Raw genomic sequence first — 22,802 nt, forward strand, 5'->3', positions numbered from 1 at the left:
CGCCAAAAAAGGCATAAAAAAAGGGGGCGACAAGGCGTCAACCCAGACGTCAAAGAAATCGACCCGGCCAGTCTGTGCTTCTGTTATCGTTTTGAAAATCAGGAAATATTGTTTGGACAGTTCAGAAATTCAGGACTATTGATGCGAGCGGTCACCTTCGACCTGGATGTGTTGCGCAGCTTTGTCGCGGGCGTCGACCTGGGTAGTTTCGGGCGCGCCGCGGACCGGCTGGGGCGTTCCACGTCGGCCGTCAGCGCCCAATTGAAGAAGCTGGAAGAGCAGGCCGGCGTGCCGCTGCTTCGCAAGGAAGGCCGCGGCCTGGCGCTGACCGAGGCGGGCGAAACGATGCTGGCCTACGCCCGCCGGCTGCTGGCCCTGAACGACCAGGCCTCGCGCGCCGTGCGCGGCGCCGAACTGCAAGGGCGCGTCCGCCTGGGCTTGCAGGAAGACTTCGGCGAAATGCTGTTGCCGCAGGTGCTGGGCCAGTTCGCAAGGGCGCATCCCAAGGTCAGGATCGAAGCGCGCGTCGGGCGCAATGCCGATTTGCTGGAACGCGTCACGCTGGGGCAACTGGACCTGGCGCTGGCCTGGGACCACGACGCGCGCATGCCGCATGGCCAGCGGCTGCTGGAGCTTCCGATGTGCTGGATCGGGCCGGCGTCGCCCGCCGCGTTCCTGTTTCACGACGACGGCGATCTGCCGCTTGTGGCCTTCGAGGCGCCGTGCCTGTTTCGAGATGGCGCGACCCAGGCGCTGGACCGCGCGGATCAGCCCTGGATGGCGGCTTTCACCAGCCCCAGCCTGGCGGGCTTGTGGGCGGCCGTTACCGCGGGCTTGGGGCTGGCGGTGCGTACGCCGTTGGGCTTGCCCCCCACCGTCCGTGCGCTGACGCCGGGCGAGCACGGTTTGCCGGCCCTGCCGTCAATCGCGCTTTCGCTGTATTGGGCCCAGGCGCAGCCCGACCCCGTGGCCGCCGCGCTGGGCGATATCGTGCGGCAGTGCATTCATGACAGCGCCCCGCGCGCGTTGGCCGGAGATACCCGCCGTGAATCGATTCCATGAAATGACCGTGTTCCTGGCGGTGGCCGAGGCGCAGGGCTTTGCAGCGGCCGCCCGGCGGCTGGGGATGTCCGCGCCCACCGTGACGCGCAGCGTCGCGGCGCTGGAACGGCGTCTGGGCGCGCTGCTGCTGGTTCGCACCACGCGCAGCTTGCGCCTGACCGAAGCCGGCGAGCGCTACGCCGCCGACTGCCGCCGCATTCTTGACGAGGTGGAACAGGCTGACGATGCCGCCGCCGGGGTGATGGCGGCGCCGCGCGGCGCGCTCAGCATCACCGCGCCCGCCTTCTTCGGCGAGCTGCATGTGATGCCGGTCGTGCTGGGCTATCTGCGGGCGCACCGCGACGTGTCGGTGCGCACTTTGCTGGTGGACCGCGTCGTGAACCTGCTGGACGAAGGCGTCGATGTCGCCGTGCGCATCGGCGCCTTGCCGGATTCAAGCCTGACCGCGGTGCCGGTGGGGCACGTGCGCCGCGTGGTGTGCGCCGCGCCGGATTTTCTGCGCCAACACGGCGCGCCCAGGGACTTGGACGCGTTGCCGCGTTTTTGCACCATCACCGCGGCCATGGAAGGGCGCGGCGTGCAATGGCGCTTCCAGCAAGACGGCCAGCCCCGGCGGGTGAACGTGGATTCGCAGTTGACGGTCACGTCGTTCCAGGCGGCGGTGTTGGCCGCCTGTGAAGGCTGGGGGCTGACGCAAGTGGTGTCGTATCAGGTGGCCCGGCATCTGGCCAGCGGCGCCTTGCAGGTGGTGCTGCGCGACTTCGAACTGCCCCCGTTGCCGGTGCACGTGGTGTACCCCGAGGGCCGGAAAAGCTCGGCAAAGGTGCGCAGTTTTGTTGAGTTCTGCGTGCAGGCCTTGCGCCGCGACCTGGCCGCGCTACCGGCCTGACGCGCCGCGATCCTCCACTTCCCCGTCACTTTTTCGGAACGACCCCAGCGTTTCTTTCACCGTGCGCAAGAGTGTCTTGCGGCGGCTGGCTGTTCTCGCCCCGCGCATGCAGGATCAAGATGGAGCCACGATTCATCCTCTTGAGAAATTCCATGACGACCGCTCCGTTGACCTTCTACAGCTTTCCCTTGTCCGGCCACGCGCATCGCGTCGCGCTGATGCTGTCCCTGCTTGACGTGCCGCACCGCCGCGTCGATGTGGACCTGCGTCAGAAAGAACAGAAGCGTCCTGAATTCCTGGCCATGAACGCGTTCGGCCAAGTGCCGGTGATCGACGACAACGGTGTCGTGCTGGCGGATTCCAATGCCATCCTCGTCTATCTGGCCAAGCGCCATGGCGGTGGGGCCTGGCTGCCGGAGGATCCCGCTGGCGCGGCCCGCGTGCAACGCTGGTTGTCGGTGGCCGCGGGCCCCTTGGCGAGCGGCCCGGCCGCGGCCCGACTGGTGACGGTCTTCGGCGCGTCTTTCGATGTCGAGGCCACGCTGGCGCGTGCGCATGCCTTGCTGTCCGTCATGGACGGCGAGCTTGCGCAGCACGAATACCTGGCAGGCAACGCGCCGACCATCGCGGACGTGGCCTGCTATACCTACGTGGCTCATGCGCCGGAAGGCAACGTGTCGCTGGCGGACTATCCGCATGTGCGCGCGTGGCTGGCCCGCATCGAAAGCCTGCCGCGCTTCGTGCCGATGGCCAGCACGGCCGCGGGTCTGGTAGCCGCCTGAACACCGGCGCCATGCCGGCAAGGAGCACGTCATGAACGTTTCTGATCCTGTCCTGGATTCGCCGCCCTGGCACGCAGGCGAGCGGCGGCTGCAAGCCCGCGCGGGCGTGGCCGACCGCATGGCGCAAATAGGCCCCAAGGTCGTGCGCGACTATATGCCGGACCAGCATCGCGAGTTCTTCGCCCAGTTGCCTTTCCTAGTGATGGGCACGGTGGATGAGCAGGGCGATCCGTGGGCGGGCGTGCTGGAAGGGCTGCCGGGATTTGCGGTGTCGCCCGACGCGCGAACCCTGCGCGTGGCGGCCGTGCCGGATGCCGACGATCCCCTGCTTGCCGGCCTGGGCCCGGACCAGGCAGTCGGTCTGCTGGGAATCGAACTGCATACCCGGCGCCGCAACCGCATGAATGGCCGGGTCGCGGCCTGGGACGGCAAGCGCTTCGATGTCGCCGTGGCCCAATCGTTCGGCAATTGCCCGCAATACATCCAGTCGCGGGATTTCCATTTTTCGCGCGCGCCGTCATTGCGCTTTCCTGGCGCGGCACGCGTGCGCGATGGGCTGGACGACGCGGGGCGCGCATTGATCTCGGCCTCTGATACGTTTTTTGTCGCAAGCTATGTCGACGCCGACGCGCGCGGCGGTCGCGCGGTGGACGTGTCGCATCGCGGCGGCAAACCCGGCTTCGTGCGCGTCGACGGCAACGTGCTGACGATTCCCGACTTCTCGGGCAACCGCTTCTTCAACACGCTGGGCAATCTGGCGGCGAATCCGCGCGCGGGTCTGGTCTTCATCGATTTCGCGCGCGGCGACATCCTGCAACTGTCGGGACGGGCGGAAGTGATCCTTGATAGTCCCGAGATCGATGCCTTCGCCGGGGCAGAGCGCCTGTGGCGCGTGGACGTGCGCCGCGCGGTGTGGCGGCCGGGGGCGCTGGCGCTGCGGTGGACGTTCGATGCGTATTCGCCGACGGCGCTGGCCACGGGGCAGTGGCCGGCGGCCGATGCCGATTCGTCGGGGCAGGCGCCCGGGCCCTAAGCGCCCGGCGTGGTCTTTTGCACCACGGTGTCTTCCGGGTCCAGCAGCCGCCCGTCCTGTGCGCGGATCTCCAGCCGGCGCACCGTTTGGCCGCGCTTGCGGTCGATCAGCGTAGAGTGCGCTTCGGCGGGAGCGTAGTAGTGGTCTTCGCCCCATTGGCGCAAGCCCACGATCACCGGAAACAGGGCGCGGCCCTTTTCCGTCAGCACGTATTCCTGGTAGGCGCTGCCGTCCGATGCGGGGACGGCGGTAAGAATGCCGTGGGCGACCAGCGTGCGCAGCCGGTCGCTGAGGATGTTCTTGGCCACCCCCAGGCTCTTCTGGAATTCGCCGAAGCGCCGCAAACCGTCGAACGCGTCGCGCACGATCAACAGCGACCACCAGTCGCCAATCGCGTCTAACGAGCGGGCCACCGGGCAGGCGGCGCCTTCAAGGCTGGTGCGTTTGACCATGTCGGGCCCTTTCAACAAGAGGATGGCGATGACGGCGGATCGAACTTAATGGTTGCATTATAAAACCTTAAGATCTAGCATTCTGGTTTCGTAATAAAACCATATTGGAAATCCGATGCCTTCCCTATCCGACGCCTCCGAACGCGATGCCGCGGCGCCGATGCCGACATGGCTGGTGATGCTGCTGGCGGTGGCCTGCGCACTGAGCGTGGCCAACGTGTATTACGCGCAGCCCTTGCTGGACGCCATCGGACGCGAGTTCATGCTGGACGATAGCGCCGTGGGCATCGTCATCAGCGCCACCCAGCTTGGGTGCGCGCTGGCCTTGTTGTTCGTCGTTCCGCTTGGGGATCTGCTGGACCGCCGCCGGCTGATGATCGGACAGTTGGGGTTGCTGGTACTGGCGCTAGGCGCCGTGGCGTTGGCGGGCAGCACGCCGTGGCTGTTGGCGGGCATGGTGGCGTTGGGCCTGCTGGGCACCGCGATGACGCAGGGCTTGCTGGCCTTGTCCGCCGCACTGGCGGCGCCGGCGGAACGCGGCCGGGTCGTGGGCGCCGCGCAGGGCGGGGTGGTCATCGGCCTGCTGTTGGCGCGGACGGTGGCCGGGCTGGTCGCGGATGCGTGGGGATGGCGCGCGGTGTATCTCGTGTCGGCGGCGCTGGCGGCTCTGTTGGCCTGGGTGCTGATGCGTCGCTTGCCGCAACGCCGCTTGCCCGTGGCGAACCTGTCGTACTGGGCGCTGCTGCGGTCGCTGTATGCGCTGTTGGCAACAGAACCCGTGTTGCGCGTGCGCGGCATGATCGCGCTGCTGATGTTCGCGGCGATCAGCGCGTTCTGGACGGCGCTGGTGTTGCCGCTGGCCGCGCCGCCGTATTCCCTGTCGCACACGGCCATCGGCGCGTTCGGGCTGGTGGGCGTGTTGGGCGTGCTGATGGCGGCGCGCGCCGGCCGGTGGGCGGACCGCGGGCTGGGCCAGCGCACCACTGCGGCGGGCTTGTTGCTGTTGTGCCTGGCGTGGGCGCCCATCGCCATGCTCGACCAAAGCCTGTGGGCGCTGGCGCTGGGCGTATTGATCCTGGACGTGGGGCTGCAAGCGCTGCACGTGACCAACCAGACGATGATCTTCAGCATCAGCGCGCAGGCGCATAGTCGCCTGGTGGGGGCCTACATGATGTTCTACGCGGTCGGCAGCGGACTGGGGGCCATCGCGTCGACGGCGACCTATGCGCGGGCGGGATGGCTTGGCGTCTGCGTGCTGGGCGCCGGCATCAGCGTGGCGGCGCTGCTGTTTTGGGCGGTGACGTTGCCGCGCAAGACGGCGGCAGCGGCGCTGCGGTGCTGAAGCGGCAGTCCTGCAAGCCCTGCGCGCCAATGCGAAAGACCGCGAAATCGCGGTCTTTCGGTCTGGCGTCTACAAGTACGGTTACGGCTGGATGTCGTAGTCCTTGGCGCCCAGCACCACGGCGGCCAGCCCCGGCGCCTGCGTCAGTTTGTGCAGCGCATAGCACTGGACCGTGGCGATCTTGGCCTGGTGGAACTCGGGGTCTTCATGCTGGCGGTCCAGGCTGACGAGCAGTGCGCGCGCCATCTGCCAGCCGGCCAGGGTGGTGCCGGCCAGCAGCAGGTAGGGCACCGCCGAACCGAACACGGCGTTCGGGGCGCTGGCGGCGTTGGCCAGCACGAAGTCCACCACATTCCCCAATGCCAGACGTGCCTGGCGCAACGGCTTAAGCACCAGGGTGGCGGCCGGTTCGCTGCGCGATTCCAATTCCGCTTCCGTCTGGCGGACGGCTTCCAGCAGTGCTTGAGCCACGGCGCCGCCGTCACGAAGCGTCTTGCGGCCGACCAGGTCATTGGCCTGGATGGCGGTCGTGCCCTCGTAGATGGTCAGGATGCGGGCGTCGCGGTAGTACTGGGCCGCGCCGGTTTCTTCGATGAAGCCCATGCCGCCATGCACCTGCACGCCCAGGCTGGTCACGTCGATGGACATTTCGGTGCACCAGCCCTTGACGATGGGCACCAGGAATTCCTGGACGGCCAGATGGCGTCGGCGCGCGTCGGGATCGGGGTTGGCGTGCGCCTGGTCGGCATGGCCGGCGGTGACGTAGGCCAGCGCGCGGCCGGCCTCCGTCAAGGCGCGCATGGTGCCGAGCATGCGGCGCACGTCGGGATGCTGGATGATGGCCACGGCCTCGCGCGAAGATCCGTCCACCGGGCGGCTCTGCACGCGCTCGGCGGCATAGGCCAGCGCGTGCTGATAGGCGCGGTCGGCAATGGCGATGCCCTGCACGCCCACGGCATAGCGCGCGGCGTTCATCATGATGAACATGGCGTCCAGCCCACGGTTCTCCTGGCCGACCAGGTACCCCAGCGCGCCGCCTTCGTCGCCGAACTGCAAGGTGGCGGTGGGGCTGGCCTTGATGCCCAGCTTGTGTTCGATGGACACGCAGGCGACGTCGTTGCGGGCGCCCAGCGAGCCGTCTTCGTTCACCAGGAACTTGGGCACCAGGAAGAGCGAAATGCCCTTGACGCCTTCGGGGGCATCGGGCAACCGGGCCAGCACCAGGTGCAGGATGTTCTCGGTCAGGTCGTGATCGCCGTAGGTGATGAAGATCTTCGTGCCCGACAGGCGGTAGGTGCCGTCGCCCACCGGTTGCGCACGGGTGCGGATCATGGCCAGGTCCGAGCCCGCCTGCGGCTCGGTCAGGTTCATCGTGCCGGTCCATTGGCCCGAGATCATGGGGCCGATGAAGCGCTTTTTCAGCTCGGGCGATCCGGCCGTCAGCAGCGCCTCGATGGCGCCATTGGTCAGCAGCGGGCACAACGCGAATGACAGGTTCGCGGCATTCAGCATTTCGGAACACGGCGAACCGATCAAGCCGGGCAGGCCCTGGCCGCCATACTCGACCGGATGCGACATGCCCTGCCAGCCGGCTTCCGTGTACTGGCGGAAAGCCTCCTTGAAACCCGGCGAGGTGGTGACGGCGCCGTCGCGCCAGGCGCTGGGTTCGCGGTCGGCGGGGTGGTTCAGCGGCGCCAGGACGTCGGCGGTGAAGTGGGCGGATTCTTCCAGCACCGCCTGGGCGGTGTCGGGCGTGGCCTCCTCGAAACCGGGCAGGGCGGCAACTTGCGGCAGTCCGGCCAGATGGTTCAACACGAACAGCATGTCTTTCACGGGGGCTTGGTACGTCATGGCGTCGGAGCTCCTGGATAGGGTTGTACGGGGCCGGTGTTCAGCCGGCCTGATCGGGTTTGGAACCGGGTTTGGAATCCGGTGCGGGGCCGGGCGCGGCGACGTCGATGGCCCGGGTCGCGCCCACTGCGGCGCGCAGTTCGAATTTCTGGATCTTGCCGGTGGAGGTCTTGGGCAATTCGCCGAAGCGCACGGCGCGAGGCACCTTGAATCCCGGCAGCAGCAGCTTGCAATGCGCGATGATGGCTTCGGCGGTGGCGGTGCAGCCGGGCTTGAGTTCGACGAAGGCGCAGGGCGTTTCGCCCCATTTGGGATCCGGCATGGCCACCACCGCCACGGCCGCGACGGCGGGGTGGCGGTACAGCGCGTCTTCGACCTCGATGCTGGAGATGTTCTCGCCGCCCGAGATGATGATGTCCTTGCTGCGGTCTTTGATGCGGACGTAGCCGTCGGCGGTCATCACGCCCAGGTCGCCGGTATGGAACCAGCCTCCTGCGAAGGCGTCTTCGGTGGCGCGCTCGTTCTTCAGGTACCCCTTCATGCAGATGTTGCCGCGGAACATGATCTCGCCCACGGTCTGCTCATCGGCGGGCACCTCTTGCATTGTGTCGGGGTCGCGCACTGAAATGCCGGCCTGCAAGTGGTAGCGCACCCCCTGGCGAGCGGTCAGCAGGGCGCGGCGATCGTCGTCCAGCGCGTCCCAGGCGTCCTGGCGGGCGCAGACCGCGGCCGGCCCGTAGACTTCCGTCAGTCCGTACACATGGGTCAGTTCGAAGCCGATGTCGCGCATCTTGGCGATGACGGCGGGCGCGGGCGCGGCGCCCGCCACCATGGTGCGCACGGTATGCGTGATGCCGGCGCGCATCTCGGCCGGCGCATTGGCCAGCGCGCTTTGCACGATGGGCGCGCCGCAGTAGTGGGTGACGCCTTCGTCGCGGATCAGGTCGAACACGGTCTTGGGGTCGAACTTGCGCAGGCACACGTTCACGCCGGCCCGGGCGGCGACGGTCCAGGGGAAGCACCAGCCGTTGCAGTGGAACATCGGCAGGGTCCACAGATAGACCGCGTGCTTGGGCATGTCCCATTCAAGGATGTTGCTGACCGCGTTGAGGTAGGCCCCGCGGTAGTGGTAGACCACGCCCTTGGGGTCGCCGGTGGTGCCGGACGTGTAGTTCAGCGCGATGGCGTCCCACTCGTCGGCGGGCGGCTGCCAGTCGTAGCGGGCCGCGGCGCCGGCCAGGAAGGCCTCGTAGTCGGTTGCGCCCGGCAGGGTGGCGGGCGCGCCGTCCAGGTCGTGCACGGAAATAATCTTCAGATGCGGGAATTCGGCGCGCGCGCGCTGGGCGACGTCGGCGTACTCGGTGTCGACGATCAGTGCGCGGGCTTCGCCGTGGCCCAGCATGAACAGCACGCTGGGCGCGTCCAGCCGGGTGTTCAGCGTGTTGAGCACGGCGCCCAGCATAGGCACGCCGAAATGCGCCTCGACCATGGCCGGGATGTTGGGCAGCATCACCGCGACGGTGTCGCCGCGGCGGATGCCGGCCTGCGACAGCGCGTTCGCCAGCCGCTGAGCGCGTTCATACGTCTGCGCCCAGGTGCGCCGGACCGTGCCGTGCACCACGGCCAGGCGGTGGCCGTAGACCTCCGCCGCCCGCGCAATGAAATCCACGGGGGTCAAGGCTTCGTAGTTGGCGTCGCGGCGCGTCAGGCCGTGGTCGAACATGCTGCTGCTCATGCGTTGTCTCCGGGCGGGGCGCAGGGGGCCCCTTATCTATTTCGGGAACGTTGATTCCCGTCGCTTGCGCCAGCTTAGGACGGGCCGGAAAATACTGTCTGTCGCCTGCATGACAGACCGCCGGCCGACCCGCGAAATCCAAGTTTTACACGGTTCTGCCCATGTTCGATGTTTCAAACACTGTTTCCGCCACCGAACTGTCCCGGCTGTTCCAGGCATGCGCCTGGTTCGGTGCGCTGGACGCCCGCCACCAGGACCTGGTGCTGGCGACCTCGCGCGCCGAACACGTGGCCAGCGGTGCGTGGATCGCGCGGCGCAATGCGCCGTCGGACTATTGGCTGGGCGTGCACGCCGGCCTGTTGAAGCTGGCGATCTACAACGAGTCGGGACGCAGTTGCACGTTCTCGGGCGTGCCGCCGGGCGGGTGGTTCGGCGAAGGCAGCGTTATCAAGCGCGAACTCCGCAAGTACGACGTGGTGGCGATTCAGCCGTCACTGGTGATGGAGGTACCGGTGGCCACGTTCCATGCGTTGTTGTCGGCCAGCCTGCCGTTTTCTCACTTCGTGATCGGCCAGTTGAATGACCGGATGGGCGAATTCATCGCGTCCATCCAGAACCACCGCTTGCTGGATGCGGATGCGCGCGTGGCGCAGTCCCTTGCCCAGTTGTTCAACCCGCAGCTGTATCCGTCCACGGACCTGACGTTGGCCATTTCGCAGGAAGAACTGGGCTTTTTGACCGGCTTGTCGCGCCAGCGGGTCAACCAGGCGTTGCAGGCGCTGGCCGACCTGGGGATGCTTGCGCTGGCGTACAACCAGATCAAGGTCCTTAGCCTGGATCGCCTGAGGCAATACGGGCGCGATCAGATCTGAAAAGGCCTAGCCGCGCCGTAGCGCGCGGGTCAGGGCGGCGCGGGCCAGGATACGGGTGGAATCCAGCGTGGGCAGGCAGGAATTGCCGTCGTTCAGTACCAGCGGAAGCTCGGTGCAGCCCAGCACCACGGCATCGCAGCCGGCGTCTTGCAGCGTCGCGATGATGCGGGCAAGCCGCGCCACGGATTCGGGCTTGAACACGCCGTACACCAGCTCGTCCATGATGATGCGGGCGAGCGTCGTCCGGTCTTCCTGGCTGGGGCGCACGGCCGCAAGCCCCAGCGCGCCCAGCTTGTCGGGGTAGACGTTGCTGTCCACCAGCCAGCGGGTGCCCAGGATGCCGACGCGCCGGTAACCACGCGCGACGGCCTCGGCAGCGACGGTTTCGGCGATGTGCAGCCAGGGCAGCGGCGACTGCGGCAGCACATGCGCCAACGCCTGGTGGATGGTGTTGTCCGGGCAGATCAGGAAGTCCGCGCCCGCACGCGCCAGTTTGTCCGCCGACGACCGCATCAGCGCGCCCACCCCCGGCATATCGCCTTGGTCCAGGCACGCCACGTAGTCCGCCAGGGAATGCGTGTGCAGCGAGATTTCAGGGTGCGCGTGCGGCCCCATGCGTTGCGCGCCTTCGGCGCACAACGTGCGGTAGCACAGCGCCGCGCCCTCGGCGGAGCAGGCGACGATACCGATGTGTAGCGGCGGGGTGTTCATTCGGAAGGGGCCTTGTTCAAGGCACGCACGTGGCGGGCGATGTGGCGGAAGCTCTCGGCCATCGCCGCCTGTTGCGGCGCGGGCAATTGCGACAGGAAGAGCTCGTCGATAGCGGGTCCGTACACCTTCCACATCTGGAGCCGCAGGGCGCGGCCCTTGGGCGTCAGCCGGGCATAGGTGGCCCGTCGGTCTTCGTCCGACCGGAACCGTTCCACCAGGCCCGCGGCTTCGATGCGGTCCATCAGGCGCGTCAGGTTGTAGCGCGCGATCACCATGCGTTCCGCCATTTCGAACATGCGCGCCGTACCGTCGGGCGCGCGTTCCAGCGCCCACAGGGCGTCATACCACGCCAGCGGCGGCAGGTCGGCGGCCGATAGCCGCTTTTCTATTTCCTCCACCACCAGCGCATGCGCGGTCAGAAAGAGGCTCCACGCGTCGGGCTTGCCCGTGGCCATGCGGTCGGTTCCTTTGGGTTGAAAGACAGGGGTGCTGCGGACGATTGTAGAAGGCGGGACCCGACGTGTCAGGGTAGAAAGAACCTATTGGTAGTGATTTATACCCTTTCTGGTTCGGGTCAAAACTACCGTCCAGATTTCAAGCGGTTGATTTGACGCCGTTTTTTCCTGGCACGGAATTCGCAAGGGAGGACACACCCCACTAACCGCAACACTGGAGGGCGTTCCCATCATGGGTCCGTATCGGAAATTATGGTTCACCTTGATCGCCGTCGTGGCGATCACCTTCGCACTGCTTGGCTTTTATGGCGGCGAGGTCTACCGGCACGCACCCCCGATCCCGGGCACGGTCGCCACCGCGGACGGCACGCGCCTGTTTGGCCGCGACGACATCCTGGACGGCCAGACCGCCTGGCAATCCGTGGGGGGCATGCAGTTGGGTTCGATCTGGGGGCACGGCGCCTACCAGGCCCCGGACTGGACGGCCGACTGGCTGCACCGCGAATTGACCGCATGGCTGGATCTGGCCGCGCGCGATGAACATGGCCAAGCCTACGCGCAATTGGCGCCCGCCGCGCAGGCGGCCCTGCGCGAAACGCTGAAGGCCGAATACCGGTCCAACCGCAGCGACGCCGCCACCGATACGCTGACCGTCAGCCCGCGCCGGGCGCGCGCCATTGCCCAGACCGCCGGCTATTACGATCAGCTGTTTTCCGATGCGCCTGCGCTGCACACAAGCCGCGAGAGCTTCGCGATGAAGGAAAACACCCTGCCTGACGCGGCGCGCCGAACGCAGCTGACCCAGTTCTTTTTCTGGACGGCATGGGCGGCGGCAACCGAGCGGGAAGGAAAATCCGTCACCTACACCAACAACTGGCCGCACGAGCCGCTGATCGGCAACCAGCCCAGCGCCGAAAACGTCATGTGGTCCATCATCAGCGTCGTGGTGCTGTTGGCGGGCATCGGCCTGCTGGTCTGGGCGTGGGCCTTCTTGCGGGGCAAAGAGGAAGACGAACCCAAGGCCCCCGAGCGTGATCCGCTGACCACGTTCGCGTTGACCCCGTCGCAGCGCGCCCTGGGCAAGTACCTGTTCCTGGTGGTGGCGCTGTTTGGCTTCCAGGTGTTGTTGGGCGGCTTCACGGCGCACTACACGGTCGAAGGCCAGAAGTTCTACGGCATCGACGTGTCGCAGTGGTTCCCGTATTCGCTGGTGCGCACATGGCACATCCAGAGCGCCTTGTTCTGGATCGCCACCGGCTTCCTGGCCGTGGGCCTGTTCCTGGCGCCGCTGATCAATGGCGGGCGCGATCCAAAGTTCCAGAAGGCGGGCGTCGACATCCTGTTCTGGGCCTTGGTGCTGGTGGTTGCCGGGTCGTTCACCGGCAACTATCTGGCGATTGCGCAGATCATGCCGCCCGAGCTGAATTTCTGGCTGGGCCATCAGGGTTACGAATACGTGGACCTGGGCCGGCTGTGGCAGATCGGCAAGTTCGCCGGCATCTGCTTCTGGCTGGTGCTGATGCTGCGCGGCATCGTGCCCGCCTTGCGCAAGCCGGGCGGCGACAAGAACCTGCTGGCGCTGCTGACCGCCTCTGTCGGTGCGATCGGCCTGTTCTACGGCGCGGGCTTCTTCTACGGCGAACGCACGCACCTGACGGTGATGGAGTACTGGCGCTGGTGGATCGTGCATCTGTGGGTCGAGGGCTTCTTTGAAGTGTTCGCGACCACGGCGCTGGCGTTCATTTTCTCGACGCTGGGGCTGGTGTCGCGCCGCATGGCGACGACGGCCAGCCTGGCCTCGGCGTCGCTGTTCATGCTGGGCGGCATCCCGGGTACCTTCCATCACCTGTATTTCGCGGGGACCACCACGCCCGTGATGGCGGTGGGCGCCAGCTTCTCGGCGCTGGAAGTGGTGCCGCTGATCGTGCTGGGTCACGAGGCCTGGGAAAACTGGCGCCTGAAAACGCGCGCCCCGTGGATGGCCGACTTGAAGTGGCCGTTGATGTGCTTCGTGGCCGTGGCGTTCTGGAACATGCTGGGCGCGGGCGTGTTCGGCTTCATGATCAATCCGCCGATCTCGCTTTACTACATCCAGGGCCTGAACACGACGCCCGTGCATGCGCACGCAGCACTTTTTGGCGTCTATGGATTCCTGGCGCTGGGGTTCACGCTGCTGGTGCTGCGCTACATCCGTCCGCAGTACGCGCTTAGCGCCGGCCTGATGAAACTGGCGTTCTGGGGCTTGAACATCGGCCTGGCGCTGATGATCTTCACCAGCCTGCTGCCGATCGGCTTGATCCAGTTCCATGCCAGCGTCAGCGAAGGGCTGTGGTTTGCCCGCAGCGAAGCCTTCATGCAGCAAGACCTGCTGAAGACACTGCGCTGGGGCCGGACGTTTGGCGACGTGGTGTTCCTGCTGGGCGCGCTGGCGATGGTGCTGCAGGTGATCCTGGGGCTGTTGAGCGCCAGACCCGCGCTGGCCGAACCGCGCCTGCAAACCAGGACGGCACGGGGGTAGGGCAGCGGCCCCGCGTTTGCGCCAGCGCAACGTCGCGGGGCCCGTCCGCCGGTTCAATGGAGACTTGCCCGCGCCGGCTCGGCGCGGGACCTCCGGAGCCTCGTATGCGCTTCCTTTCCATCGCGGTCCTGTCCTTGCTGACGGCCGCTTGCGGGCCGGCTGACCCGGCCCGCTCCGACTTGCCGGAACTGACTCGCCTGCCCCCGGGCGAACTGCGCCATCTGCCACCCGGCGAGGTGCTGCAAGACGGTTTCCCCGCAACGCCCGTACCGCGGCTTGCGCGCTTTCCCAAGGGCTTTTCCATCATGACCCGCCAGGTGAGCCAGGCGGAATACGCGGCATGCGTGGCGGCGGGCGGATGCAAGGCCCTGGATGCCGGGCAACGGCGGGCGTCCGCATTCGACCGGCCCGCCATCGGCATCAGCTGGACCGACGCCAACGCCTACGCCGCGTGGCTGTCGGCGCGCACGGGGCAGCCGTTCCGGTTGCCGACGTACGCCGAGTGGGCGTATGCGGCGGGCGAGGTGTTTCGCGAGGCGCCCGCGACCGTGTTTCCGGACCGCGAAGACCCCGCGCGGCGCTGGCTGGCGGAATACGCGCAGCAAGGCAGCGCGCGGACGGATGACGCGGTGCGCCCGTTTGGCGCGTTCGGCGTCAACGCCAACGGCGTGAAGGACATGGCCGGCAGCGTGTGGGACTGGACATCGGATTGCCATGTGCGCCGCGAGCTGAGCGCGCCTGAAGAGCCGGCAGGCGACGGGCCGTCCCAGGGCGTCCCGAGCGGCAATTGCGGCATTCGCGTGGCGGCGGGCCGGCACATTGCGTATTTGCCGGACTTTATCCGACACCCCAAGAACGGCGCGTGTTCGGTCGGCGTGCCACCCGCGAACCTGGGCCTGCGCCTGGTGATGCAGGCTCGGTAAGGGTCAATGGGGCAGGGCAGCCGAGGCCGGGGGCGCGCCGTCCCGGCACGACAGGCACGCGGCGCAATCCGCGAGGGCGGGGACGTGTCCGCACAGGCGGGCCAGCGCCGCTGGCGACCGCAGCACGATACGCATGCGTGCGCTGCCCCCGACGATGCCGCGTTGCTTCCAATCGCTTAGCAGCCGGCTGACGGTGTGCAAGGTGGTGCCCGTCATTTCGGCAATGTCCTGCCGCGTGATGGGAAAGCCGATATCGACGCCGTCGCAGGTGCGCAACCCGGTCTGCTCGACCAGCCGCAGCAGGGTGCGCGCCACGCGTTGTTCGACGTCGTCGTTCGCAAGTTCCCGGATGCGTTGGTGCGCATCTTGCAGGCGTTGTCCCATTGTGTGCAAGGCGGCGGAGGCCAGTTGCGGATGGCTGGCGGTGAAGCGGGTCCAGGCCGACGCGGGCCATGCCAGGCACACGCTTTCCTGCACGGCCGCCACGGTGGCCGGATAACAGGCCTGCCCCATGGCGCAGGCCAGCCCGAACATGTCGCCCGGGTTGACGTAGCGCACGATGATCTGCTCGCCGTCGGGCGTGACCTGGGTGACCTTCAGGCAACCGTGCAGCAGCACGAAGAAGTGCGCGCCGGGCGCGCCTTGGCCATACGCCACGGCCCCGGCCTGAAGGCGGCAGGGCGTGGCGCCTTGCAGCGCGGCCCGCAATTGCGCATCGGACAGGGGGGCGAACAAGTCCAGGTTGCGCAACAGCGTGTGGCAAAGGGGCGACGACATCGCGGTGCTCCGCTTGAAGGCGTGGTGCAGTTTCCACGGCTTGATGGTGACACCGCCGCCTTGTGCCGGCAATGCGCGCGCGGGCGATGCCTGGCCGCCAGTTTGCGCTACAGCAAAGAAGGATCAGTGCGCGCGGCCTTCAATGGGCTTGCCGACAGACTCGGCGCTGAAGAATCGGAATGAGGAGTTGCACATGAATGCGTTGCGTCCCACCGTGATTGCCACGGCCTTGATTTTCACGCTGGCGGGCGGCCTGGCCGGCGCCCGGAACGCCGATGAATTGCCACGCGCCAAGGTCGCGCTGGTTGCGCCGCCGCTTGTCCACCCGCATGAGCAAGTGGCCAGTTCGGGGCCCAAGGTGATCGAATTCGTCATGACCATCGAAGAAAAGAAAATGGTCATCGATGGCCAGGGCACGACCTTGCAGGCCATGACGTTCAACGGTTCGCTGCCGGGCCCGACGCTGGTCGTGCACGAGGGCGACTACGTGGAAGTGACGCTGGTGAACCCTGCCACCAACGCGATGCCGCACAACGTGGACTTCCATGCGGCGACTGGCGCGCTGGGCGGCGCCCAGCTGACCAATGTGAATCCGGGCGAACAGGCGACGCTGCGTTTCAAGGCGGACCGCAGCGGCACGTTCGTCTATCACTGTGCGCCGACCGGCATGGTGCCCTGGCACGTGGTGTCGGGCATGAGCGGCACGTTGATGGTGTTGCCGCGCGACGGCCTGAAAGACCCGCAGGGCAAGCCGCTGCGCTACGACCGCGTCTACACCATCGGCGAATTCGACCTCTACATCCCGAAGGACGAAAACGGCAAGTACAAGGACTACGCGACCCTGGCCGACAGCTATGCGGACACCCTGGAAGTCATGCGCACGCTGACCCCCTCGCACATCGTGTTCAACGGCAAGGTCGGCGCGCTGATGGGCGACAACGCGCTGACGGCCAAAGTGGGCGAGACCGTACTCCTGATCCATTCGCAGGCCAATCGCGACACGCGGCCGCATCTGATCGGCGGCCATGGCGACTGGGTCTGGGAGACCGGAAAGTTCGGCAACCCGCCCCAGAAAAACCTCGAGACCTGGTTCATCCGGGGCGGTTCCGCCGGGGCCGCGCTCTATACCTTCAAGCAGCCGGGCGTGTACGCCTACCTGAACCACAACCTGATTGAAGCGTTCGAGCTGGGCGCGGCCGGACACATCAAGGTGGAAGGCGAATGGAATAACGACCTGATGCGGCAGATCAAAGCGCCGGGCCCGATCCCGCGCTGATCGTTCCGTCGGGCAAGGGCGCCATCCCGCTGGCCGGCGGCGGGATGGAACAGTTGCACTTGCAATTGTTTAAAAACCTCCCTACGATTGCAATTGCACATTATGCAATTGCAATTCACGATGTGAAATAACGGCGCCGGCTATTGCGACCCAGGCGCCGCCCACACGCCCCAAGGAGGACGCCCATGGACACCTCGATCGACCCGATCGACGCCGACCCGCAGGAAACCCAGGAATGGCTTGAAGCCATGCAGGCCGTGCTGGCCCACGAAGGCCTGCCGCGCACGCACTATCTGCTGGACCAACTGATCAACCAGGACCGCGCGGCCAACGGCCGTTATGCGGCGCCGGGCGCAACGCCCTACGTGAACACCCTCTCGCCCGGGGCACAGGCGCGGTTTCCGGGCGACGTCGGCATCGAGCTGCGGCTGGATGCCTACTTGCGCTGGAACGCCATGGCCATGGTGCTGCGGGCGGGCAAGACCTCGGGCGTGGGCGGTCACATCGCCACCTATGCGTCGGCGACCACGCTGTACGAAACGGGCTACCGACATTTTTTCCGCGCGGCCACGCCGGAGTTCCTGGGCGACATGCTGTATATCCAGGGGCATTCGGCGCCCGGCATCTATGCGCGCGCCTATCTGGAAGGCCGCATTTCGGAAGCCGAGCTCGACCGCTTCCGGCGCGAGATCGGCGGAGGCGGACTCGCCTCGTATCCGCACCCGCGCACCATGCCGTCCTTCTGGCAATTCCCCACGGTGTCGATGGGCCTGGGGCCCTTGATGGCGGCTTATCAGGCGCGCTACATGCGGTACCTGGAAGACCGCGAGCTGATCCCCGAGCAAGGCCGCAAAGTGTGGGGATTCCTGGGCGACGGCGAACAGGATCAGCCTGAAACGCTGGCCGCCGTGGCGATGGCCGGACGTGAAAAGCTGGATAACCTGATCTTCGTGGTCAATTGCAACCTGCAGCGGCTGGACGGACCGGTGCGGGGCAACGCCAAGATCATCCAGGAACTCGAAAGTGTTTACCGGGGCGCTGGCTGGAACGTCGTCAAGGTGATCTGGGGTGCCGGCTGGGATGCGCTGCTGGCAGCGGACCACGACGGCCGCCTGCGCCGCCGCATGATGCAGTGCCTGGATGGCGAATACCAGGTGTTCAAGGCACGCGGGGGCGCCTACGTGCGCGAACATTTCTTTGGCACGGATCCCGTGTTGCGGGAACGCGTGGCGCACCTGACGGACGACGAGATCGGCGCGCTGAATCGTGGCGGGCATGATGTCGCCAAGGTCTATGCTGCCTACGCCGCGGCGCTGGCGCATCGCGGCCAGCCTACCGTCATCCTGGCCAAGACCGTCAAGGGCTATGGGATGGGCGCCGCGGGCGAGGCGGCCAACACCAACCACCAGCAGAAGAAGATGGCGGACCCGGCGGTGCGCGCGTTCCGCGACCGCTTCGCCATCCCCGTGCCCGACGACCAGTTGGAGCAGATTCCCTACATCAAGCCCGCGCCGGGCAGCGCCGAGCAGGCCTATTTCGATGCCGCCATCACGCGAGCCGGCGGCCATCTGCCGCGACGCGCCGCCGGCCCTGGGCCGCTGGCCACGCCATCGCTCGACGCGTTCGCAACGCACCTGAAGGGCAGCGACGGGCGCGAGTTCTCGACCACGATGGCGTTCGTGCGCGTGCTGGCGCAATTGCTGAAGGACCCGGAAATCGGCCAGCGCATCGTGCCGATCGTGCCCGACGAGTCCCGCACGTTCGGCATGGACGGCATGTTTCGGCAGGTGGGCATCTATTCCCATGTGGGGCAGCTCTACACGCCGCAGGACGCCGACCAGCTTAGCGTCTACCGCGAAGACCGCCAGGGCCAGATCCTGCAGGAAGGCATCAACGAGTCAGGCGCGATGTCGTCGTGGATCGCGGCGGCCACCTCCCACAGCACGCACGGCGTGGCCACCATCCCGTTCTATATCTTCTATTCGATGTTCGGTTTCCAGCGCGTGGGCGACCTGGCGTGGGCGGCGGGCGATATCCGCGCACGCGGTTTCCTGCTGGGCGCGACCTCGGGGCGCACCACGCTGGAAGGCGAAGGGCTGCAGCACGACGACGGGCACAGCCACGTGCTGGCTTCCGTCATCCCGTCCTGCCGCGCCTACGATCCGGCCTATGCCTACGAGATCGCGGTGATTGTGCAGGACGGCATGCGCCGCATGTACCAGGACCAGGAAGACGTCTTCTATTACCTGACCCTGATCAACGAAAAGACCGCGCATCCGGCCATGCCGGCGGGCGCCGAGGCGGGCATTCTGAAAGGCATGTATCGCTTGCGCGAAGGGATGCCGGGCGCGCTGCGCGTGCAATTGCTGGGAAGCGGCGCGATCCTGCGCGAAACGCTGGCCGCGGCCGACCTGCTGCAACAGGATTTCGGCGTGGCGGCCGACGTCTGGAGCGTGACGAGCTATTCGGAATTGGGCCGCGATGGCCAGGAGGCCGAGCGCTGGAACCGCCTGCATCCACTGGCTGACGCGCGCCGCGGCTATGCCGAGACCGCGTTGGCCGGCAGCATCGGCCCGGCGGTGGCGGCCACCGACTATATGAAGATGGTGCCCGAACAGATTCGCCCGTTCATGGCGGGCCGCCGCTATGTGACGCTGGGGACGGACGGGTTCGGAAGGTCGGATACGCGGCAGGCGCTGCGCTCGTTCTTCGAAGTGGACCGCCACCATATCGTCGTGGCGGCCCTGAAGGCGCTGGCCGACGACGGCCTGGTTGAACGCGTGAAGACGGCCGAGGCCATCGCCCGCTACGGCATCGACGCTGAAGCCGTCTGGGCCGCGTTGCCATAGGGCGCGCGTGGCGTGCCGGGCGTTAGACGCGGCGCGCCAGCATGGCCCAGACGCCGGCCACGGACAGCATGGCGCCGCCGCCCAGGTTGAAGCCGCGCTGGGCGCGGGGCGATGCCAGCAGGCGGCGGGCGGACCCCGCGAACACCGCGTACGCGGCGGCGTTGATGCCGGCGCAGGCGACGAACGTGGCCGAGAGCATCCACAGCTGGCGGGTCACGTCGCCCGCCGGGTCGATGAACTGCGGCAGGAAGGCGACGAAGAAGATCATGCCCTTGGGGTTCAGCGCCGTCACCAGATACGTGTTGGCGAACAACTTCCAGCGCGAGCCCGCCGCCGTGGCCTCGGGCAGCGTGGCGGGCGCCACGCCGGCACGCAGGAGCTTGAAGCCCAGGTACAGCAGATACAGGCCGCCCACGGTCTTGACCACCGTGAACCAGAACGCCGACGCCGCCAGCAACGCGCCCAGGCCCACCAGGGACAGCACCAGCGCGGTGGAATCGCCCAGCGCCACGGCCAGCACCAGCGGCAGGCGCGCGCGCTTGCCATGCGTGATGGAATAGCTGATGACGGTGAGAATCGTCGGGCCGGGCAACATGACAAGCAGGGCCGAGGCGCCCAGGAAGGCCAGCCAGGTTTCAAGCGACATGGGATGCGTGCTCCGATCAAGGATAAGGGGCGGCTGCCGGACAGCCATGCCGGTGACTGTAGGCCAATCGCATCGCTTTGGGAATGCCCGGGCGCCGGGTGGTGTTAAATACGGTCTTCCCGAACAGTGAACGCGTGGCCGCAGGGCTTGTCGCGAAGGAAACATCATGGCATTCGATTTTGATCTGTTTGTGATCGGCGCGGGTTCCGGCGGCGTGCGCGCGGCCCGTTTCGCGGCGGGCTTCGGCGCGCGCGTGGCGGTGGCCGAAAGCCGCTACCTGGGCGGCACCTGCGTGAACGTGGGTTGCGTGCCCAAGAAACTGCTGGTCTACGGTGCCCATTACAGCGAAGACTTCGAACAGGCGCACGGCTTTGGCTGGACGGCCGGCAAGCCGTCGTTCGATTGGGCTACCCTGATCGCCAACAAGAATCGCGAGATCGAGCGCCTTAACGGCATTTACCGCAGTTTGCTGGTCAATAGCGGCGTGACGCTGCTGGAAGGCCATGCCCGCATCGTCGACCCGCATACGGTCGAGATCAATGGCCAGCGCCACAGCGCGGGCCATATCCTGGTGGCCACCGGCGGCTGGCCGCAGGTACCGGAGATCCCAGGCAAGGAACACGCCATCACCTCGAACGAGGCCTTCTTCCTGAAGGCGCTGCCGCGCCGCGTGTTGGTCGTGGGCGGCGGTTACATCGCCGTGGAATTCGCCTCGATCTTCAATGGCATGGGCGCGCAGACCACCCAGGTCTATCGCGGCCCGCTGTTCTTGCGCGGCTTCGACCAAGGCGTGCGGGAACACCTGCGCGACGAACTCGGCAAGAAGGGCATCGACCTTCGCTTCAACACGGAAGTCACGCGCATCGACAAGCAGGCCGACGGGTCGCTGGCAGCCAGCCTGAAGGACGGTTCCGTCATCGAGACCGATTGCGTGTTCTACGCCACGGGCCGCCGTCCGATGCTGGACAACCTGGGCCTGGAGAATACGGGCGTCAAATTCAAGCAGGACGGCTTCATCGACGTGGACGACGAATACCGCACCGCGGAGCCTTCCATCCTGGCCATCGGCGACGTGATCGGGCGCGTGCCGCTGACGCCGGTGGCGCTTGCCGAAGGCATGGCCGTGGCCCGCCGCCTGTTCCGCCCCGAGGAATACCGCAAGGTGGACTACAAGCTGATCCCGACCGCCGTGTTCAGCTTGCCGAACATCGGCACCGTGGGCATGACCACCGAAGAAGCCCGCGAAGCCGGCTACGAGATCAAGCTGTTCGAAAGCCGTTTCCGGCCCATGAAGCTGACGCTGACCGAGTCGCAGGAAAAGACGCTGATGAAGCTGATCGTGGACGCCCAGACTGACCGCGTGCTGGGCGTGCACATGGTGGGCCCCGACGCGGGCGAAATCGTGCAGGGCATCGCGGTGGCGCTGAAGGCGGGTGCGACCAAGCAGGTGTTCGACGACACCATCGGCATCCATCCCACGGCAGCCGAAGAGTTCGTCACGCTGCGCACGCCGGTCGCGCAATAGGGCGTCGCGGACGAGACGGCGCGCGCTACAGCCGTTCGATCATGGCGCGCGCCGCGGCGGGTGCGCGCTCTTTCGCGCCATTGATGAAAAACGCATAGACGTCCTGCGGCCGCGCCGCTGCAAAGGGCTTGGGGCCGATGCGGCGCAGGTCGGCCGGATCTTCGCCGCGCGCCCAGGTGTGCAGCCGGTCGGCCCACGCGTCCAGCACCTTGGGCGCATAGCCCGCCTTGAAGGTGGGGCTGGCGCGCATCAGCCGGGCATAGACGAAATCGCCCGTGCGGTCGGCGATGGCCGGGAAATCCTCGCTGTCGGTGTAGACGGTGGCCGCGCGATGGCGGCGGGCCAGCTCCAGGTATTCGTCGCAGGCAAAGCTGGGATGCCGCACGTCCAGCACGTGCCGCAGCGGCAGGCCGTCCACCTTGTCCGGCAACCATTCCAGGAACGCGCCGAAATCGTCGGCGTTGAAGGTCTTGGTGGGGGCAAACTGCCACACCACCGGCCCCAGCTTGGGCCCCAGTTCGGCGATGCCGCTGTGCACGAAGCGCCGGATCGAATCGCCGGCGCCCGCCAGTTCGCGGCGGTTGGTGGCGTAGCGCGACGCCTTCAGCGAAAACACGAAGCCGTCCGGCGTCTCGTCGCGCCACTTGGCGAACGTGGCCGGCTTCTGGGTGCTGTAGTAAGTGCCGTTGATCTCGATGGCGGTCAATTGGCGGCTGGCATATTCCAGTTCCCGCGCATGCGGCAGGCCTTCGGGATAAAACGGACCGCGCCAGGGGGCGTAGGTCCAACCCCCGATGCCGACGCGGATGATGGGGGGGCTTTCCACCACGGACGGGTGACGATGCGGCATGTCCAGGTGCTCCATGCAGTCGGAAGAACCTGACCACTGTATCGCCGCGCGCATGCCGTCGTAAAGCCTGGCGGGCCGGATCGGGCTGTCATGCCGGCGCAGTTGTCGCATCCGCGATACGGCAATTCGACCCTTTGCGAAGTTCAAAGATATGCCCCCACGCCGCCCGCGCGTTGCGGGTGTGCCGGCCTGGATTCGCCGTTCTTGGGGCAGGGTGGCACGATGACAAAAAAACACTGTTCCGATACAGTTTT

The 22,802-nt window shown here is 66.9% G+C and carries 19 protein-coding genes; 11 read left to right on the plus strand and 8 right to left on the minus strand.

The genetic code is table 11. The annotated features are described in order from the left end of the window. The first annotated feature begins 141 nt into the window (after positions 1-141). From CQ050_RS21840 to CQ050_RS21855, 4 genes are all read left to right on the plus strand, one after another. Positions 142-1,062, plus strand: coding sequence for a LysR substrate-binding domain-containing protein (locus tag CQ050_RS21840; protein WP_105558910.1), 921 nt, complete (start codon positions 142-144; stop codon positions 1,060-1,062). Then, complete coding sequence (locus tag CQ050_RS21845) at positions 1,046-1,951, plus strand: LysR family transcriptional regulator (protein ID WP_199196893.1); 906 nt, start codon at positions 1,046-1,048, stop codon at positions 1,949-1,951. Before CQ050_RS21840 ends, CQ050_RS21845 begins: the two co-directional genes overlap by 17 nt. A 152-nt stretch (positions 1,952-2,103) precedes the next feature. Next, positions 2,104-2,733, plus strand: coding sequence for a glutathione S-transferase family protein (locus tag CQ050_RS21850; protein ID WP_105558912.1), 630 nt, complete (start codon positions 2,104-2,106; stop codon positions 2,731-2,733). Between the two features lie 31 nt (positions 2,734-2,764). Further along, on the plus strand, positions 2,765-3,766 hold the full coding sequence (locus CQ050_RS21855) for a pyridoxamine 5'-phosphate oxidase family protein (protein ID WP_105558913.1): 1,002 nt from the start codon (positions 2,765-2,767) through the stop codon (positions 3,764-3,766). On the opposite strand, the gene CQ050_RS21860 is transcribed toward CQ050_RS21855, so the two are convergent. After that, a complete protein-coding gene (locus tag CQ050_RS21860; RefSeq protein ID WP_088590441.1) occupies positions 3,763-4,218 on the minus strand; it encodes a helix-turn-helix domain-containing protein in 456 nt (151 codons plus the stop codon). The genes CQ050_RS21855 and CQ050_RS21860 overlap by 4 nt on opposite strands. Positions 4,219-4,333: 115 nt before the next feature. On the opposite strand from CQ050_RS21860, the gene CQ050_RS21865 reads away from it, so the two are divergent. Then, positions 4,334-5,560: an MFS transporter gene (locus tag CQ050_RS21865; protein WP_105558914.1), complete on the plus strand. Its 1,227-nt coding sequence runs from the start codon at positions 4,334-4,336 to the stop codon at positions 5,558-5,560. A gap of 81 nt (positions 5,561-5,641) precedes the next feature. On the opposite strand, the gene CQ050_RS21870 is transcribed toward CQ050_RS21865, so the two are convergent. Both CQ050_RS21870 and CQ050_RS21875 read right to left on the minus strand, forming a co-directional pair. Then, positions 5,642-7,411 carry an acyl-CoA dehydrogenase gene (locus tag CQ050_RS21870; protein ID WP_105558915.1) on the minus strand — a complete coding sequence of 590 codons (1,770 nt, stop codon included), beginning with the start codon at positions 7,409-7,411 and terminating at the stop codon, positions 5,642-5,644. A 40-nt stretch (positions 7,412-7,451) separates the two neighbouring features. Beyond that, a complete protein-coding gene (locus CQ050_RS21875) occupies positions 7,452-9,134 on the minus strand; it encodes an acyl-CoA synthetase (protein ID WP_105558941.1) in 1,683 nt (560 codons plus the stop codon). Positions 9,135-9,307: 173 nt separating this feature from the next. Between CQ050_RS21875 and CQ050_RS21880 the strand changes: the two genes are divergently transcribed. Continuing rightward, entirely contained in the window at positions 9,308-10,018 is a 711-nt protein-coding gene (locus CQ050_RS21880; RefSeq protein WP_105558916.1) for a Crp/Fnr family transcriptional regulator, read from the plus strand. Positions 10,019-10,024: 6 nt separating this feature from the next. Here the strand turns inward: CQ050_RS21880 and CQ050_RS21885 are convergent, their stop codons facing one another. Both CQ050_RS21885 and CQ050_RS21890 read right to left on the minus strand, forming a co-directional pair. Further along, positions 10,025-10,729, minus strand: coding sequence for an aspartate/glutamate racemase family protein (locus tag CQ050_RS21885; protein WP_105558917.1), 705 nt, complete (start codon positions 10,727-10,729; stop codon positions 10,025-10,027). Beyond that, positions 10,726-11,184, minus strand: a complete 459-nt coding sequence (locus tag CQ050_RS21890; protein ID WP_105558918.1) for a MarR family winged helix-turn-helix transcriptional regulator — start codon at positions 11,182-11,184, stop codon at positions 10,726-10,728. Before CQ050_RS21890 ends, CQ050_RS21885 begins: the two co-directional genes overlap by 4 nt. Positions 11,185-11,416: 232 nt before the next feature. On the opposite strand from CQ050_RS21890, the gene CQ050_RS21895 reads away from it, so the two are divergent. Both CQ050_RS21895 and CQ050_RS21900 read left to right on the plus strand, forming a co-directional pair. Further along, positions 11,417-13,702: a nitric-oxide reductase large subunit gene (locus tag CQ050_RS21895; protein ID WP_105558919.1), complete on the plus strand. Its 2,286-nt coding sequence runs from the start codon at positions 11,417-11,419 to the stop codon at positions 13,700-13,702. Positions 13,703-13,806: 104 nt separating this feature from the next. Then, a complete protein-coding gene (locus CQ050_RS21900) occupies positions 13,807-14,625 on the plus strand; it encodes an SUMF1/EgtB/PvdO family nonheme iron enzyme (protein ID WP_105558920.1) in 819 nt (272 codons plus the stop codon). A 3-nt stretch (positions 14,626-14,628) separates the two neighbouring features. Here CQ050_RS21900 and CQ050_RS21905 read toward each other — a convergent pair whose 3' ends face one another. Further along, the gene (locus CQ050_RS21905) at positions 14,629-15,402 is read right to left on the minus strand and encodes a Crp/Fnr family transcriptional regulator (RefSeq protein WP_105558942.1); all 774 of its coding nucleotides are present in this window, start codon (positions 15,400-15,402) and stop codon (positions 14,629-14,631) included. A gap of 193 nt (positions 15,403-15,595) precedes the next feature. Here CQ050_RS21905 and nirK point away from each other — a divergent pair, with 193 nt between their 5' ends. Then, positions 15,596-16,678, plus strand: coding sequence for a copper-containing nitrite reductase (nirK, locus tag CQ050_RS21910; protein WP_105558921.1), 1,083 nt, complete (start codon positions 15,596-15,598; stop codon positions 16,676-16,678). 185 nt (positions 16,679-16,863) lie between these two features. Next, positions 16,864-19,527, plus strand: a complete 2,664-nt coding sequence (aceE, locus tag CQ050_RS21915; RefSeq protein ID WP_105558922.1) for a pyruvate dehydrogenase (acetyl-transferring), homodimeric type — start codon at positions 16,864-16,866, stop codon at positions 19,525-19,527. A 22-nt stretch (positions 19,528-19,549) separates the two neighbouring features. Here the strand turns inward: aceE and CQ050_RS21920 are convergent, their stop codons facing one another. After that, on the minus strand, positions 19,550-20,173 hold the full coding sequence (locus CQ050_RS21920) for a LysE family translocator (RefSeq protein ID WP_105558923.1): 624 nt from the start codon (positions 20,171-20,173) through the stop codon (positions 19,550-19,552). Between the two features lie 166 nt (positions 20,174-20,339). Here CQ050_RS21920 and gorA point away from each other — a divergent pair, with 166 nt between their 5' ends. Continuing rightward, a complete protein-coding gene (gene gorA / locus CQ050_RS21925; protein ID WP_105558924.1) occupies positions 20,340-21,698 on the plus strand; it encodes a glutathione-disulfide reductase in 1,359 nt (452 codons plus the stop codon). A gap of 25 nt (positions 21,699-21,723) precedes the next feature. Here gorA and CQ050_RS21930 read toward each other — a convergent pair whose 3' ends face one another. Beyond that, positions 21,724-22,548 carry a DUF72 domain-containing protein gene (locus CQ050_RS21930; RefSeq protein ID WP_105558943.1) on the minus strand — a complete coding sequence of 275 codons (825 nt, stop codon included), beginning with the start codon at positions 22,546-22,548 and terminating at the stop codon, positions 21,724-21,726. Positions 22,549-22,802 lie beyond the last annotated feature (254 nt).

Source organism: Achromobacter sp. MYb9, assembly GCF_002975275.1.
In the GTDB taxonomy this organism is placed as follows: Bacteria; Pseudomonadota; Gammaproteobacteria; order Burkholderiales; family Burkholderiaceae_B; genus Achromobacter.

Bases quoted from the DNA above. Each gene is read 5' to 3' on its own strand.
- CQ050_RS21840 (WP_105558910.1), top strand. From the start codon at position 142: ATGCGAGCGGTCACCTTCGACCTGGATGTGTTGCGCAGCTTTGTCGCG.
- CQ050_RS21850 (WP_105558912.1), top strand. From the start codon at position 2,104: ATGACGACCGCTCCGTTGACCTTCTACAGCTTTCCCTTGTCCGGCCAC.
- CQ050_RS21855 (WP_105558913.1), top strand. From the start codon at position 2,765: ATGAACGTTTCTGATCCTGTCCTGGATTCGCCGCCCTGGCACGCAGGC.
- CQ050_RS21860 (WP_088590441.1), bottom strand. From the start codon at position 4,218: ATGGTCAAACGCACCAGCCTTGAAGGCGCCGCCTGCCCGGTGGCCCGC.
- CQ050_RS21865 (WP_105558914.1), top strand. From the start codon at position 4,334: ATGCCTTCCCTATCCGACGCCTCCGAACGCGATGCCGCGGCGCCGATG.
- CQ050_RS21870 (WP_105558915.1), bottom strand. From the start codon at position 7,411: ATGACGTACCAAGCCCCCGTGAAAGACATGCTGTTCGTGTTGAACCAT.
- CQ050_RS21875 (WP_105558941.1), bottom strand. From the start codon at position 9,134: ATGTTCGACCACGGCCTGACGCGCCGCGACGCCAACTACGAAGCCTTG.
- CQ050_RS21880 (WP_105558916.1), top strand. From the start codon at position 9,308: ATGTTCGATGTTTCAAACACTGTTTCCGCCACCGAACTGTCCCGGCTG.
- CQ050_RS21885 (WP_105558917.1), bottom strand. From the start codon at position 10,729: ATGAACACCCCGCCGCTACACATCGGTATCGTCGCCTGCTCCGCCGAG.
- CQ050_RS21890 (WP_105558918.1), bottom strand. From the start codon at position 11,184: ATGGCCACGGGCAAGCCCGACGCGTGGAGCCTCTTTCTGACCGCGCAT.
- CQ050_RS21895 (WP_105558919.1), top strand. From the start codon at position 11,417: ATGGGTCCGTATCGGAAATTATGGTTCACCTTGATCGCCGTCGTGGCG.
- CQ050_RS21900 (WP_105558920.1), top strand. From the start codon at position 13,807: ATGCGCTTCCTTTCCATCGCGGTCCTGTCCTTGCTGACGGCCGCTTGC.
- CQ050_RS21905 (WP_105558942.1), bottom strand. From the start codon at position 15,402: ATGTCGTCGCCCCTTTGCCACACGCTGTTGCGCAACCTGGACTTGTTC.
- nirK (WP_105558921.1), top strand. From the start codon at position 15,596: ATGAATGCGTTGCGTCCCACCGTGATTGCCACGGCCTTGATTTTCACG.
- aceE (WP_105558922.1), top strand. From the start codon at position 16,864: ATGGACACCTCGATCGACCCGATCGACGCCGACCCGCAGGAAACCCAG.
- CQ050_RS21920 (WP_105558923.1), bottom strand. From the start codon at position 20,173: ATGTCGCTTGAAACCTGGCTGGCCTTCCTGGGCGCCTCGGCCCTGCTT.
- gorA (WP_105558924.1), top strand. From the start codon at position 20,340: ATGGCATTCGATTTTGATCTGTTTGTGATCGGCGCGGGTTCCGGCGGC.
- CQ050_RS21930 (WP_105558943.1), bottom strand. From the start codon at position 22,548: ATGCCGCATCGTCACCCGTCCGTGGTGGAAAGCCCCCCCATCATCCGC.